A 14,306-nucleotide genomic window follows, 5' to 3' on the forward strand; every position below is an offset into this window, starting at 1 on the left:
GCCCGCCCGTCGACTGATTCACGACGCTGTAAACTCTTCAATTATAGTCGAATATAATCTACATTTCGTGGCCTACTCGACGGCCACGGGTGTCCTCCCGATCCGACTCGGTTTCGTCCCAGGGAAGGTTGTGCCTTGATTTGTCGAGTAAACACTACGCAGCTTGACACCCATCCGTGCGGGACCAGCACGCTCAATGGAGAAAACAATGAAAGCCAACAAATACACGGGGTTCAGCAAACACATTCTCGGTCTGTCCATCACGGCAGCGCTCGCCGCCTGCGGCGGGGGCGGTGATTCTGGCCCCAGTCAGCCGTCAGCCGGAGGCGGAGGCACGCCGACAACGCCAGCACCGGTGGTTACCGGCAAAGCCATCGACGGTTACCTGATCGGTGCGACGGTCTGCCTGGACCTGAACAACAACGGGGTTTGTGATTCGGGGGAGCCAACTGCGGTCACCGACGGGACCGGCCAGTTCTCGATTCCGTATAGCGGCGACGCAGCCGGAAAAAAACTACTCGTCCAGGTCACGCCGACGACCAAGGACCAGTCTCGTCCGGCGGGATTCCAGTTCCCGGCCGCCTTTACGCTGTCGCAGACTGTCCAACCGACGTCATCACAGGTCGTCAGCCCGCTCACGACTCTCGTTTCCGCCCAAATGCAGACCGGCTTGAGTAGAGCGCAGGCGATTGCCGCCGTCCAAGGGTTGCTCGGCGGTCAGATCGATCCCAACGCCGACTATCTCGCCAACAAGGACGCGGCAACACAATCGCTCGCAACCCAGATCGTCGATAAGCTCGGAGCATTCGCAACGAATGGCACCCTCGATTCGGCAACCGTGCGCAATGCCCTGAATGCGATGATCGCGAAGGGAAGCGTCGCATCGGTGACGCAGGACGATCTCGCCGCCCAGGCTAGTAAGGCGGTCTATCAGGTTGCAGATGCATCACTCGTGCTTTCCACGCCGACCTACAGCTTCGTGGACTATCTGATTTCGTTCTTCGGAGGCTACAACCCGACACCGGGCTCGACGAATCAGGCTTTGGTTCGCGATGCGCGCCAGATCCTCAACGGCGCACTGCAAGTCGTTCAACAGGAAAATCTGCCGGTCGGAAGCAACACGTGGACCAGTGTCGGCCTCGGCGCCTACAACGGCGGCAAATATAACGGGCTGGCTGGCGAGTACGTGCTGAAGGCAGATGGAACTTGGTCGGGTCTCATTTCGGAGACTCAGCGACTTGCCCCGCAGCCGCTTTCGCGCATCGGCACGACGCTCTCCGGCACCGACCCGGCGTCGGGTATCGGGTTCACGTATGAATCGCGGTCGGTTGATCTGTCCGGTAAGCCGCTGTCGCTCGCCGCACCGGTTGTGCCGGGTTTCATCGACTTCGTGCACGCATCGCAACTGACCGGTACGGCGTTCCCGAGCGGCACGACAGCGTACCTCGGCATCCAGACCTATGCGGCTGACCGTGTCGTACTCCCCGTGTCCGTTCCGATGTGCGACAGCGCCGTCGTACAGAGCGGTGTGGTCTGCGGTGGGGTTCCCGCCTACATGGACGGCAGCACGATCGTCATGACCGCCGGCAATTCGAACACGACCTACACCTCGATTCAGCAAGCGATCGGCGTGGAGCTTGCCGCGCTGAATGTCGGATTGGGCTCCATTCAGTTGTCTGCGGATCATCATGCAACGGTCGATGGCAAGCCGGGCGTTTGGTCGGTCTATGCCGACAATCCCAATGTGCTGATCTTTGACTTCACGCAGGCCGACCTCTCGGCACTGGCAGCTAACAACGGCCGGATGAAGCCGCTCGTTCAGGGTGCCAAGCTGATCCTCGCGCTGCGTGCCGGCCGTTTGCAGGTGGGCTGGCTGTACCCGTCGACGTACACGGAGTCATCGCTTCAATTCGCGAACGGCCTGCCCGCTTCGCTCATGGCCGCGCTCAACGCGGCGATCGCCGCTCGATAACCGATTTCAGCATCTCACAACTTTGGCCTGGGTTCTGGCACTTACCCCCTCGGATCGCCGGGACCCTCTTTGCCGATCGGTTCGCCGGTCGGCTTTTTTATTCCGCTCGCCGCGTTAGTGAACAACGCACCTCGTTCCGCTCAACGACGCGGCTGGCATCTGCCCCTTCGTTCTCTTTCCCCTACAAGGAGTATCGCCCGTGAATACCTGGCACTATGAAAAAGACGGTCGGCGTCTCGGTCCTGTCTCCGATGATGAGATGCGTCGCCTCATCCAGGAGCGCGTCATCACCCTCAGCACGCTCGTCTGGAAAAGAGGTTTGGTCGACTGGCACACGTTGGCAGATACCGACCTTGCCGCCCACCTCGAAACTTCCTCCATGCCCCCGGTGTTGCCGACCGCGAAAATCAGCAACGCCATCGTCTGGATTCTGGCACTCGCGCCCATCATCGGCCTCATGCTGCAAGCCATGCTCGCCGGCGCACTCGCACCAACCGAGGATATAGCCGGGCTTGCCGGCGAGCTCGCCGTCAAATCCGGTCAGTACTGGTGGATAACGCTGCTGCTGAACGTCGGCTTGAGCTGGTTTGACGAACGGCGACTGAAGCGGGCAGGTGTCGATACGTCCCAGTTCGGCAGGCTCGTGTCCGTCGTGCCGGTCTACCTCTGGAAGCGAGCCAAATCGCTGCATCAATCACCGGCCTATTTCTGGACATGGGTTGTGCTCTTCGTGATCTCTCTGCTCGAAGCGGCCTGATCGGCTCCTGAGCCGCAACAGGCTCACACCCCAATCCCATTTCTCGCGCTTCGAACAGGCGCATAACCCGGACGGCTGCGCCAACAAAAACAGCCGCCCCTCCCTCGATGAGCTACGTCATGAAAAAATCGCTTGCGGCCCTTTCGGCCACCCTCATCCTCTCGCTGTCCGCGCACGCAGCAAACAACGTCGGTCAATGTGTGTACCCGAAAACCAAGGTCGGAGCCAATGGCAACCTCGTCTTCAAGCATCCGATCTATGTGCGCGACGCGCCAAATGCAACTGCACCGAAACGCACGCTAACCGCGTTCGCAGCCTTCACCGTCAAGGCTGAATCGCCCGGCGGCTTCGTGAAGCTCGTCACCGTGCCGAACTACGATCTGCCGAATCCGGACAGCGTCGCCGGCAAAGTCATCGGCTGGGCGAAACTGTCGGACTTCGATTTCCAAGAGTTGCGAAACTGCAACTGACGACCCAATAAACGATGGAGCGTGCCGGCAGACACGCTCCATTATGCTGACTTTCTTTTTTTCAATCGAACGATCGTCATGCGAACGACAAGCCGCCGAAGCACTTACAGACCACCGCGCTGAGTGCATCCCCGGACTTGTGCCCTGGCAAACCGACTAGTACTACTCGGTTTCCAGCAACCAACGCACCCAATCAACATTCCGCTCGATTCCGTCAGCTGTCCGTATAAATGTTTCGTGCTCGGGATCAAAAAAAGCGTCGATTACCGAGATTCCGACAGACGCCGTAGCACCGCGAATTCGCATCGTGTTACCGTCGCGCTGAATTACAGTGACTCCAGCACTATTTCGCAACGTGTGATTGATCCTCTTTCATTGCTACTTGTACCGTTCGCGATACCTGGTCGCCTCACATCGGAAACGCGGGCACTCGTCGCAAGCCTCGTCTAGTCCACTACCTTGTCTCAAGGATTCGCCCCGTTTGCCGTTATCTCACTACACTCTTAACCTTTCCTTGTCGTGGCGGGGACCGGCGCTGACCCTAGCACACAAACACAGTCCATAACGAGCAATCATGGAAAAAATCTACCGAAATCTATTTTGGATTATTTCTCCCACATACAAAATCGCAGAACGAAACAAAAGAATCAAGCTTGCCGAAGACAGCACGGGAAAACTCTTGACAGAAGGGATTAAAAGATACAATCACTACTATCTCCTCACATCCGTAGCACTGGCCATCTCATACGGGATTTTACTCGGCGCCAATCGACACAATCTGGAACAGCTCAAATTCATACGCCTCGTAAGTGCCGCCCTTATTGGTTACATCATCACTTCGCGCGCGATCGAAATATTCACTTCTTTTTTACTCGACGCCACAGAAAAACTAAATGGCCGACGCTCGTCGAGCAATCTCGGATTTGGAGATCGGCTGCGTCTCGCTCTAAACAGCTACCTTGAGATAATGATTGGTTTTGGGGTGATTTACTATTTGGCCCCAAACACCTTCTTTAGCCATGAATTCAAAAATATCGTCGAGGCGATATATTTTAGTGCCGTCACAATGACGACGGTCGGTTATGGCGATTATTATCCACAGCACTGGACATCCCAATTACTTGTAATTTTACAGATTTTTTGCAGCCTTACTCTTGCACTTGTATGCTTTACTGTGTACACAACCCTTGCGCTGGCCGGAACATCAAATAAGAATCAGGAGTAACGTATGTTTTCAACTTCCCAAATAACCGCAAAGATTGATACCGATGGCGCAGCGATTCCGCTAGGAGATCTTTCGTATTTCCTTTACTTGCTTCGTGCGCTATACGTAGCCGGGTACAAAGATATACCGGGACAAGGCGACTTGACGCCCGACTCTATAGATCAAGCGCATTTACTTGCTAGATCGATAGTCCGCAACATATCTGACAACCCACGTCGATTCGCTGCTTATGCGAGTGAGAAATTAAACGAAAAAGAGGATATTCGCGTTGTAGACATTTATCGCCAAAATCCCCTCTCAATTTTACTCGAGGGTATCCCTCTACTTCTCATGGCTTGCATGATCGTCGCGGGCGGCGCGTTCGCGCTCAATCCGAACGTAGTGGAACTTCCCAAACTCCGCACAATGATCGCGAACATCCGAAATTCGATTTGACGTCGCATGGTGAAAATTAATTTCGAGAAGAAAGCCCACAACTGGTCAGCAGCGTTACCTGTGCTGACCAGATGGATTTCGCGCCCCCTCAGGCACGCGCCCGAGTAAGTCGACCGCTAATGAATCCGATCACGGCTGTCGCCAGCGGCAATGCACTACCCCGAGTTTCCGGAAAGTACAAGAATGCGCCGACCAAAACAGCCCCGAAAAGTGCACTAACAAAGAGCTCGCGGCTCTCATCTTTCCGTTTGGAACTCGATTCCTCTGCGGCAACCTTCGCCAGCTCGACCTTGTTGTCAGCCTCAATTTTTGCTTTCTCGGCTGTTGCCTCGGCCAGACGTTCGGCTGCCGGAGCGAAGACCTGTAAAGCATTTACCAAGTCGATCTTACTTAACGGCTCGCCGTTCTTCTTTTCCGTGTCGGCAGATATTGGCACAATGCTCGGCTCGCTCATGTGTAAATTCCGGACGTTTCGGTGCTACGATTCTACCTGGATTTCACGACTGAATTCAGCCTAGTCGCGATAGGTAGTGGGAATATTTCACTCCGCCCCGAAATCTCAGCTCGCCACATCCTTGAATTTGCAACCCGATTGTTAGTGGAACCGTTGGATGGAAGACCTCAAGGTAGTAATTGCACTACGCGATGAAGATGAAACTTGGACAACCACAATCATGGTGACCGAGTTGGACGCGCTACGAATCAGAAACCTTCGACCATTCACGCCGTCAGGGTCACTCATCGATCTCCCAAGCGTTTCAGGTTTCGCACAAATTAAAGGTGATACCCTCAAGATCTCCTACAAAAGCGGGCAAGCCCACGGAACCATCTCGACACCATTTCTCCCCGCTCGCGATGTAATTGATGACGCAATAGAAAGAGAGAGGAATCGAGCAGCCGCCGAACGACGATCTGTCGCCGGCTGGCAACGTATATGGGACTGGATGGACGAGCGCAGCACCGGCGCACAGTGGTTCAAGCCGCTCGAGGGGGAGCAAGTCCATGCTACCCTCCTGATGAGCGCCGAAGAACACATTGCGATCCAACTCGACGACGGCACGCTTGCGGTTGCCTCCGTCGCCAACCAAGAAGCGATTCCGCCGATCGGATCGAGTATCAATCTTGAACGAGATGGCTCCGGCGATACGATTCTGTCAACTTACCGCTACCCCCCAACGGTTCCGACAGAAACATGCCCGCACTTGAAATAATTGTCGACGACGATACCGCTGTGATGGTCGGCACGGAGGGACTCAGCATGCTTACGGCCAGAATTGGTGGAACGCTCATCGACGAAGCCATTGCATCTCTGAACGTCTCGGGCGGCAGCTATCCACGAATCGTCCCGTCTACGTACCTCACATGGATCGCCGACACAACACTACAAGCCGGTCAACACATCCGTGTGCAACTCCACCAGCATGGTCAATCATCCTACCCTGGCAAGACCATAGACGAGCTATACCCTGACGAGCCTCCCGTTACGCAAACCGATTTCACTCCAACGGCAGAGACGTTTCAAAAGCTACGTGCCATGCCCAAGGTTCGTGAGAAGTTTGTTCTCGACTTGAGTTCGTCGTCCGGGAAATCCTTTCGGGGTGAAACAATCGCCGGAGAAGACCGTTTTGCGTTGACGATACTCTGGGACTGCATGCACCCCGAACGAGCAAGAGCATCATTGCACTCTCACTCGCTGGACCGCCTCGAAGCTAAAGGCCCGCTCAACAATCTGTTCAAGGACGACATAACCTTCGGCAGTTATATCGAACTTCGAATTACTTGAAGGCTTATCACCGAGCAAACCCACCAAGCTACTAAGCGATCTTGGCTGCCCAGCGTGACTCCAACTGGCAGCTCATCACTCAAGCCATCGTAATATGAACAACCCTAGCATTCGCGAGTTGCAAAAGCAGCTCGGTCAGTTGAACCTGCTCGTTGAAGAGACCAAGCATCAGGAGAAGCAAGCCAAACTCAAACAGATCGCCGACGACGTCAAGGAATATGGCATCACGGAGACCGAACTGCTGCGCGCAGCCGGCTTCATCAAGGCCAAACCCAAGAAGACTCCAGCCAAGTACTACGACCCAAACAGTGGGCAGTCCTGGTCCGGCAAAGGCCAGCGTCCTAAGTGGCTCGTCGGCAAGAATCTCGACGACTACCTGATTCGTGATGCGCCCAAACCTTGGTGGCCTGAAAAACACTAATCGAAAGCAACACATCCGGAATGCTAATATGGACATCGATATTTTCGTAAAGATCGGTACATTCCTCATCGGTCTGGCTGGTATGGCGAAGTTGCTGTATGAATTGCAAACAGGCAACCGAGGGCGGATGCGGGATGAGTACAGATTCGCGCGAGAATTTTTCACCGACAAATCCGCCGATGGCGACATGCATCCCTACCTGCGAGAGAAGGGATATCAAGCAATTGCCGGCGATACACGTCTTAGCGCAGATGAGATCGAATATTTGCTATCGCTTAAGGGAGCACATCGCGCGCTAAAGGACTACGTCCTTGGCAGAGCTTATCTTGATCATTTCCCACAACACGGCGACTTACAAATTGACTTCAAGGAAAAGTACAAAAGACCGTGGACTCGACGGATACGAAAATACGCGTATGGCACCGCGTACGCAACTCTGTCATTTATGGCCACTTCCCCACTCATTCTTTCGCAGTTGCTGTTCAAGCGACCGATCGATATGCTGGCAGCCTTTGGTCTCACATTCATCATGTTCATTCCGTATGCTTGGCTTTCGTTGAGGTCAGCAGTTCGCATAGATCGCGCAGAGAAACTCGTCTTACATCAAGACAAGCACACCAAGGCAATTGTGATCGACTCGCAAGTCGGCACACGATCTCAGTCCGTGCAATCGAGTAGTCGTCAGGAGACGATTAAAGCCCGCTGACGACCATGACAAGGTTGACTAGCCTAACGCGTCGCGGATTCGTTCTAACCGGTTTAATCACTCTGAGACGCGTCCGAGTCGGTTGCATTTACATCCATCTCATCGGGTAGTACATCAACGGACGAGTCGTTACTCGTCTCGTTCATTCCAGCCTCGGCACGCGGACGTCCCGCCTTGGCCTTCTTCGGCACTTGGCCCATGTCGAACGTACGGATACGTTCGGCACCCTTGATCATCAGGTACTGCTCCGATTTGGCGAGATACGTCAGGTTCTTACGCAACGCGTCTCACTTCTTCGAGTCGTTCCAGTCGATCTGGCCTACGCCAACGCCATGGCCACGCTTCTCGTCGTATCTCTTCCGCCACTTCTCATTGCTGTTCCAGTAGTCGCCGTTGCCTTCCGTCACGACATTGGCCCAGTACTCACCGATCTGCTTCGCAACGTGTTCGTTGTGATTGTGCACTGCCGAGTAGAACAGGATCACATGCAAATGCAAGCCTGCCACTTCCCTTTGCTCGATCACCCACACATAGTTCTTGATACTGGACATCAGCGTGTTGTACCGACGAGCCAAACACCGAAAACCCGCCGAAGCGGGTCTGGTTTCCAGCAATACCTACTTCCCCTTCGGTTTCGACTTAGGTGCCGGTGGTTTTTTGGCCTGAGCTAGATCGGAGCCTGCGACAGACTTCTGAGCAGGCGTGCTTTTCTTGTTGGCAAGCTGCTTACTCGCCAACGACGCGTCTTTTTTACCCGTAGTCATCAACACCTCTTCTAGAAGATGGTTATTTTTACTACGCAGTAAATGTAAGACGATTATTTCAATTTCGACGAGTAGAGTTTACCCTGAATATGGAAGCCACCTACCCGAACACTACATTTCGTCCTTCACTTCATTCCTTGCTCAAATAGACTCTATCGCCGCAACTACAAAAAATCCGCAATAACTCAAAAACAACCGCCCCGCCAAATGCGCCAACCTCTATGACGCCCCGTTGGCGCGAGTAATCGGCTCATCGCTAACCGCGACTCCTACCAGCGCGCCGCCCCCCCTGGGACCGCGTCAGAGCTCGCCAGCCACGTCTCGAAAAAGTCGCGTGAACCCATCGTCACCCATGTCGAGGATCGTCCCCCACAGCGCAAAACTGACGGCCGAGCGAGCCACTTTCCAGGGCCTTTCAAATTCTCTGGCTGGAAACCGGCCGGCACGCACAGATTCCAATCGCTGCCCGGCACGCTTTACGAGCATATCGGACGCCTGTTGACCACTGACCGGATACTTCTGCTTGTAGTCACTGGCAGACATCGCACCTAGATAAGCCATATGGAAAGCCTTGGCAACCGGTAGCTCATTGACCAACGCACGGGTTAGGTCCGCCACGTCCTCTGTGTCCCGTGGCTCAGGCCACCCACGCTCTTCTGCGAGAAAGTTGAGGTACTCGAGAACTTCGCCACGAGCGATTTCAAGTGCGAACTGCTGAACCTCTCCGCGCCACGCCTCTGGAATCGAGCCGGACAAGGAGCGCAGGCGATCAACAAGAAACTCGCACGATGGTGAGAGTTGCCACCTGATGCTTTCGAAACGCCATCCTGTCAGCTCACCATCCTTGAAAGCGAACGCGTCAATGCTGGTTTTCGGATGGACCGTGACGAGGCCGGTTTCCAGAAGCTCGAACAGAATACGGCGACAACTTAAGACCGGTGCGAACGGGATCGCACTTTCCTTGAATGGCTGAAGATCATCGTCGCCTGGTTCGGCGTTCGCGCATCGAAAGAGCGCAAGCAACGCTACGGCCGAACGCAGGGAGATGTCGGCTGGCTCAATGCGACGCTCCACGAGCGCAGGATAGCGCGACAGTTCCGCGCTAATCATCCGCCGTTTGGCTGAGTCCACGTCTTCGCATCGCTTCCGAGCGCTTCCGAGTGCACTTTCAAGCTCTGTCTTGCGCCCCGACGCACTGGTTGGAAAATTTTCAACGAAGCCAGCGATTTTCTCCAAAAATTGTGCGTCAGCGGATGATCTGCAAAGCAGAAGCGCGTTAAAGATCGCGGAGCCATTTGCAGGCTGATTGGCCAGGGTTCGCTGATACGCGATACGCGCCGTCGCATCGTTTTTCATCCACTGAGCACCTAGTCCGAGATCGAACTGGACGTCGGGGCGATCGTCGCCCTGCGAGACAATCTCGATCAACTGGAAGAACTCGGCGCGAACCTCTCTCGAACGAAGTTCGTCGAGGACCCCTTCAACAATGTCGTAGCCGCTCGGCGCGGGAACCGGGTTACTTTTGAGCCAAGCTATGATGCCGGCCGCAAAGCGCTGCGTCGATTCGGCTTCACGGCAAGCCAGATCAGCTGTCAGCGTCCCGTGAGTCACGGCATACTTGTCATGCTTGGCAGCCCATTCAGAAGCGATCCAGTGCTGCCCAATCTCAATCCAGTCAGGGTCCGCGCGATGTGCACGAATGGCTGTGTGCAGCGACAACAGTCGTCCGCTGAATTCCACTTCATGGCCCGCGATATCACCAAGAACATCGGCGAGGCCATCCCAAAAGGGAGTCGGAAGATCTGTGACCTCGACACCCTCATCGGTCTGCTCGTCGATTTTCAGGTTTGCATAACAGGCCCGAAAGAAAAGGCTGGCTCGCCCCTGCGACGCGGTACCAAGCATAGTGAGAAGCGGACGCACATCTCCGCATGACCAGGAGTGTGCCCACGTATCCCACCCTGCTCCTTCGACAGGCATCGTGTCGTTTGAGAGATCGTACGCCTCGAAGCCGAGCCCGTAGCCTTTCGCCAGCCGCGCCTCCAGATAATGATCACCCAGCTCGCTCAGACGCTCCGGAGCAATGCGGCAAGCAGCCTCCAGCGCAGCGAGATGCGCGGTCACTCGATATTCACCGCCTAACGTAGCGTCAGCAAGTAAGCGATCGAATCCCGACATCGGGTCGGGTACATTCTCTACGGTCGCGATAATGCATCGCGCAAGCTCGATCTGAAAAAGAAGGTTGCGCGCCGGATTAAGGCTTCTGCGTTCGCGCGCCTCGAGCTGGTTCAGGTACTCAAGCGCTTCCACCGGTTGCCCGACATTCGCCGCGACCTTTGCTGCTTCCCACAGATAACGAGGCGCGGAGGCCTGATTCATTCCCTCTTTGAGCAACGCGTATTGCTCGGCTGAATCGGCGCCTTCAATCTGCCTCTCAAGCAGGACTGCGAGACGAATAAACTGATTGGCTGGGTGGAGCTCAAGGAGGCGCTCAACATCTTGTCGGCGCGGCTCCCTGTCCTCAGAATCGGCCGGCCAGAATCCTTGGCTCCGGGCGACAGCAGCAATCAACGGTACCGCGTCAGCAACGATCACCGCCTGCAACCTCGGCCAAACCGCTTCCATATCAGCACGCCGCCGCGTGTAGTCCGCATCGACGACGATCAAAAGAGACAGCAGACCAATACCGTCGTCCTCAAGATAGTCCCCGAGTTCAACGAGACGGGTTCGTGCTTCGTCATAGCTCCCCACCAGCCACTCGCAGTACGCCATCTTCGTGGCGATACGCACAATCGTGAGGTCGAGCTGGCAATACCCGGACAGCGCTTCGTCATACCGACTTGAGACCAAGCACGCATCGGCGGCACACTCCAGACCAGCCTCCGGATCCGGCGATACCTTTCTCTCAAGCAAGGAAGACAGGGTATGAAATTCAGTGGGCTTCATGTATCCGGAGCAGTAGTTCCAGCTTTGCATGCAAACGACTCGCATCTGCGGCAGAGTCACACATTGGCTACGCGTGCATACGAAAACGATTTCAAGCACAAGGCCTGCGCAAATTCACTCTCATGCGGAAGCCTTCACGAGAAATTTTACAAGGTTTGCCTGCGCATATTGACGCCGTGGAACCAGCACGACGCGAGAAAAGGGCGCCTAGTCGAACCACGCTGCACCGCTATCGCTTGCGCTCGTCTCGGAAATACGGCCTGTCAGTGGGGATGTACGCTGACGCACGCGGCCGCCCCTGAGCTCCGGTGGGAGCGCCTATGAACCAAAAACACTGGCGGGCTGCCCGCGTGATAGCAACGTAGGCAAGCCGGAGAATCTCATGGCGCTGGGCTGTGTCGAACGGCGTAATGTCGTTGTCGGCACCCAGCCCTGCCGCGATATATGCCTGATTCTTGTACGGTGAGTCCGTCATGTGGACACAGTCACCAATTAGAAATACCGCGTCTGCCTCCAACCCCTTCGAGCGATGGTAGGTAAGCAGCTTCAGACGCTGCTTCTTTTCAGGAAGACGCTTGTCGACTTTGATCAAGTCGGCCAGCAATTGCTTCATCGCCTCTCCGTCGTCGCCTCGCCGAAAAAGAACCATGACAGAGTCCCCCCTAGCATATAGCTCGCGGACACGCTCCGCGAGGGCCGCATCGTCTCGATCAAGCACCACCACCGGAACAGGATCCGCCGCCGCAGTGCCTGCGGATCGAGCCTTCTTACCAGGAATCGCCGGCGCCGATCTAACGATGTGCTCGGCCGCATCGATAACATACTGGTGGCTGCGAAAATTCTCGCTCAGCATCACCTGCGTCGTGGCAGGCGATTCGAATTCGCCCTCAAACTCGAGGAAATACTTTGGTGAGCTGCCCCGCCAGCTATAGATCGATTGCCAGTCGTCTCCCACACAAAGCAAGGAGCTGTGCATCGCGTTGCGCCCAGCATTTAGCGCCGCGCCACGACGTCGAATCTCAGTCAACACGGCCCGAACCCATGACACGATCTGCGGTGAGATGTCCTGGAACTCATCGACCATCAGGTGCGACATCGTGCGCAACACCGGATCTGGCACAAGGCGCAAATTGGCTGGTGAGTGCTCTCCGAACAGCGCGAACATGCGATTGAACGTCATGATTTTCGGCTGCTGAGCATCCAGGTGACTTTCGAATGCCGGCCAGAAAATCGCCAAAGCCTCGAAGAACAAACGATCCGGATCAGACGAAGTGAATTTCATCTGACCGACGGTCGCAGGCACGTCAAGCCCTAGGTTTTCAATGAACGACGCCGCCGAGAAAAAACACTGCAACAGCGACTCGGGCCTGATTTCGCCTGCAATTTGGTACTCGAATCCCGGAGGCGCACTCGCGCCGTCGGCCAACCATCTCAGCAGACCATCCGTCGCGTTTGGCTCAGTAAGCCAGACAACAGGCACGTCGCAGCAAGCACGGAAGATTGTTTGCTTGAGCCCCACTTCCTGCCCCAGTCGATATTTGCTTCCCGGCCTGCTGAACGCCGAACCTGGAAGTTTGTCAGGCATCAGTATCACGGGCATATCGAGAGCGGTGATTCTGCCGTGAACGTGAAACGTGCGCCCTTGGACCTTGATGACTTCGCGGCACTCAGTAACGCCAGCGATCGGCCATTTGCCAGCGCTTCGCCATTCGGCTTCAACTGCGTCCATCACGGCAACGTCATTCTCCGAAGCATTCTTGATCAGCCGAAGCTTTTTCTTCACCTCCTCATCATGCTCAACCGGCGGAAGGATCAACGAGCGCCTGTACAAGATCTGGACGAGTGCACGAAATGCTTCGTTGTCAGCGTACAGCTTGGTGAAGGTCTCGTTCAAAAGCTCCTGTTGCAGACTGTTCAGGCGAGTTTCGAACGGCAGTCGATCTTCGTCCTCGCCATCGTCGACACTATCCCGCTTCTTGACGAACTCAAATGCACTCACCTTCGCGTACCCAGGCAAGCCTCGAACGAAGGTCAGAATCTTTGAATGAAAGGTACAAACAACGTCTTTCGCCTCTTTGAAAGATAAGTCGATACCCCAAAGCGCAAACGTCTCGATCAGCTTCGCAACGAAGTCCCAGCGCGACATGTTCGTAAATGTCACGACGGTAAGCGACGACAACTCGAATCCGAGATAGTGATGCAGTAGCAATATGCGGAGCACCAGTGTCGTCGATTTCCCGGAGCCTGCCCCTGCCACAACACAGGTTGAAGGCGTTGTACTGAAGATCATTCGCCATTGATCGTCGGTAGGTTGCTTGTAGTCCGGCAGCTTCGCTTGGACATCTGCTATTACGCGCTGTCGGAGCGATTCATCGATCGGAAGTGACCAGCTGTCGAACAGATTGTTGTCAATGCCTGGTCTTGCAAATTCCTTACTGCGCCGATCGACGACTTCCAAAACCTGCTTACCCTCTTCCAACCCTTCCGCATATCCGGCCTTATGCCCAGCCTTCTCGCCTGCCTTCTTCCCCTTCGCATAGCCAGCTACATGCCCCTGTTCAAATGAAGGATCATGCAACACTCCAAGGCGCGTCAACGCTCGCGAGAGCAACGATGCAACGAGTCGTACTCGGAAAGGTTGGTGTTTGCTGGAAGCAAGTGGCACCGACGAAAAGAATTCACTCTGATCAGCTTCGGACAAGATGACGCCTTACGTAGAGGTTCGTTGTTCAGTATCACGGCTTGGTCTATTCTGACATACGCAGCGAAGATGTGACAGATTGATTTTGACGTTTCACACAAGCAGATATATTCTCTACAATGTCAC

Annotated in this window: 14 protein-coding genes; 9 read left to right on the forward strand and 5 right to left on the reverse strand. The window is 55.2% G+C overall.

Annotated elements, in window-relative coordinates:
- Nucleotides 1-208 precede the first annotated feature (208 nt).
- The 5 genes from VK92_RS09365 (at nucleotide 209) to VK92_RS41610 (ending at nucleotide 4,859) form a co-directional block, all read left to right on the forward strand.
- On the forward strand, nucleotides 209-1,972 hold the full coding sequence (locus VK92_RS09365) for a hypothetical protein (protein ID WP_048025943.1): 1,764 nt from the start codon (nucleotides 209-211) through the stop codon (nucleotides 1,970-1,972).
- Nucleotides 1,973-2,171: 199 nt separating this feature from the next.
- Entirely contained in the window at nucleotides 2,172-2,729 is a 558-nt protein-coding gene (locus tag VK92_RS09370) for a DUF4339 domain-containing protein (protein WP_053076313.1), read from the forward strand.
- Between the two features lie 119 nt (nucleotides 2,730-2,848).
- A complete protein-coding gene (locus tag VK92_RS09375) occupies nucleotides 2,849-3,199 on the forward strand; it encodes a hypothetical protein (RefSeq protein WP_048025941.1) in 351 nt (116 codons plus the stop codon).
- Nucleotides 3,200-3,773: 574 nt separating this feature from the next.
- Nucleotides 3,774-4,424 (forward strand): potassium channel family protein, encoded by a 651-nt coding sequence (locus VK92_RS39700; protein ID WP_082160915.1) that lies wholly within the window; start codon nucleotides 3,774-3,776, stop codon nucleotides 4,422-4,424.
- A gap of 3 nt (nucleotides 4,425-4,427) precedes the next feature.
- Nucleotides 4,428-4,859, forward strand: a complete 432-nt coding sequence (locus VK92_RS41610; protein ID WP_131723283.1) for a hypothetical protein — start codon at nucleotides 4,428-4,430, stop codon at nucleotides 4,857-4,859.
- 88 nt (nucleotides 4,860-4,947) lie between these two features.
- On the opposite strand, the gene VK92_RS09380 is transcribed toward VK92_RS41610, so the two are convergent.
- Nucleotides 4,948-5,313, reverse strand: coding sequence for a hypothetical protein (locus tag VK92_RS09380; RefSeq protein WP_048025813.1), 366 nt, complete (start codon nucleotides 5,311-5,313; stop codon nucleotides 4,948-4,950).
- A 157-nt stretch (nucleotides 5,314-5,470) separates the two neighbouring features.
- Here VK92_RS09380 and VK92_RS41615 point away from each other — a divergent pair, with 157 nt between their 5' ends.
- The 4 genes from VK92_RS41615 (at nucleotide 5,471) to VK92_RS09395 (ending at nucleotide 7,769) form a co-directional block, all read left to right on the forward strand.
- Nucleotides 5,471-6,070 carry a hypothetical protein gene (locus tag VK92_RS41615; protein ID WP_131723282.1) on the forward strand — a complete coding sequence of 200 codons (600 nt, stop codon included), beginning with the start codon at nucleotides 5,471-5,473 and terminating at the stop codon, nucleotides 6,068-6,070.
- Nucleotides 6,052-6,642, forward strand: a complete 591-nt coding sequence (locus VK92_RS09385; protein ID WP_048028305.1) for a hypothetical protein — start codon at nucleotides 6,052-6,054, stop codon at nucleotides 6,640-6,642. Before VK92_RS41615 ends, VK92_RS09385 begins: the two co-directional genes overlap by 19 nt.
- A gap of 94 nt (nucleotides 6,643-6,736) precedes the next feature.
- Nucleotides 6,737-7,063 (forward strand): H-NS histone family protein, encoded by a 327-nt coding sequence (locus tag VK92_RS09390; protein ID WP_048025811.1) that lies wholly within the window; start codon nucleotides 6,737-6,739, stop codon nucleotides 7,061-7,063.
- 28 nt (nucleotides 7,064-7,091) lie between these two features.
- Nucleotides 7,092-7,769 carry a hypothetical protein gene (locus VK92_RS09395; RefSeq protein ID WP_048025809.1) on the forward strand — a complete coding sequence of 226 codons (678 nt, stop codon included), beginning with the start codon at nucleotides 7,092-7,094 and terminating at the stop codon, nucleotides 7,767-7,769.
- 53 nt (nucleotides 7,770-7,822) lie between these two features.
- Here the strand turns inward: VK92_RS09395 and VK92_RS42840 are convergent, their stop codons facing one another.
- The 4 genes from VK92_RS42840 to VK92_RS09410 form a co-directional block, all read right to left on the reverse strand.
- On the reverse strand, nucleotides 7,823-8,050 hold the full coding sequence (locus VK92_RS42840) for a hypothetical protein (protein WP_231600721.1): 228 nt from the start codon (nucleotides 8,048-8,050) through the stop codon (nucleotides 7,823-7,825).
- 6 nt (nucleotides 8,051-8,056) lie between these two features.
- Entirely contained in the window at nucleotides 8,057-8,320 is a 264-nt protein-coding gene (locus VK92_RS42845) for an inovirus Gp2 family protein (protein ID WP_231600720.1), read from the reverse strand.
- Between the two features lie 513 nt (nucleotides 8,321-8,833).
- Entirely contained in the window at nucleotides 8,834-11,509 is a 2,676-nt protein-coding gene (locus tag VK92_RS09405) for a hypothetical protein (protein ID WP_131723281.1), read from the reverse strand.
- A 199-nt stretch (nucleotides 11,510-11,708) separates the two neighbouring features.
- The gene (locus VK92_RS09410) at nucleotides 11,709-14,180 is read right to left on the reverse strand and encodes a UvrD-helicase domain-containing protein (RefSeq protein WP_197092555.1); all 2,472 of its coding nucleotides are present in this window, start codon (nucleotides 14,178-14,180) and stop codon (nucleotides 11,709-11,711) included.
- Nucleotides 14,181-14,306: the final 126 nt, after the last annotated feature.

The organism is Burkholderia sp. LK4 (genome assembly GCF_001043615.1).
GTDB lineage: Bacteria > Pseudomonadota > Gammaproteobacteria > Burkholderiales > Burkholderiaceae > Burkholderia > Burkholderia cepacia.

What these genes read in the sequence shown, in the direction of transcription:
- VK92_RS09365 (WP_048025943.1), top strand. Translation starts at nt 209, where the DNA reads ATGAAAGCCAACAAATACACGGGGTTCAGCAAACACATTCTCGGTCTG.
- VK92_RS09375 (WP_048025941.1), top strand. Translation starts at nt 2,849, where the DNA reads ATGAAAAAATCGCTTGCGGCCCTTTCGGCCACCCTCATCCTCTCGCTG.
- VK92_RS39700 (WP_082160915.1), top strand. Translation starts at nt 3,774, where the DNA reads ATGGAAAAAATCTACCGAAATCTATTTTGGATTATTTCTCCCACATAC.
- VK92_RS41610 (WP_131723283.1), top strand. Translation starts at nt 4,428, where the DNA reads ATGTTTTCAACTTCCCAAATAACCGCAAAGATTGATACCGATGGCGCA.
- VK92_RS09380 (WP_048025813.1), bottom strand. Translation starts at nt 5,313, where the DNA reads ATGAGCGAGCCGAGCATTGTGCCAATATCTGCCGACACGGAAAAGAAG.
- VK92_RS41615 (WP_131723282.1), top strand. Translation starts at nt 5,471, where the DNA reads ATGGAAGACCTCAAGGTAGTAATTGCACTACGCGATGAAGATGAAACT.
- VK92_RS09385 (WP_048028305.1), top strand. Translation starts at nt 6,052, where the DNA reads ATGCCCGCACTTGAAATAATTGTCGACGACGATACCGCTGTGATGGTC.
- VK92_RS09390 (WP_048025811.1), top strand. Translation starts at nt 6,737, where the DNA reads ATGAACAACCCTAGCATTCGCGAGTTGCAAAAGCAGCTCGGTCAGTTG.
- VK92_RS09395 (WP_048025809.1), top strand. Translation starts at nt 7,092, where the DNA reads ATGGACATCGATATTTTCGTAAAGATCGGTACATTCCTCATCGGTCTG.
- VK92_RS42845 (WP_231600720.1), bottom strand. Translation starts at nt 8,320, where the DNA reads ATGTCCAGTATCAAGAACTATGTGTGGGTGATCGAGCAAAGGGAAGTG.
- VK92_RS09405 (WP_131723281.1), bottom strand. Translation starts at nt 11,509, where the DNA reads ATGCAAAGCTGGAACTACTGCTCCGGATACATGAAGCCCACTGAATTT.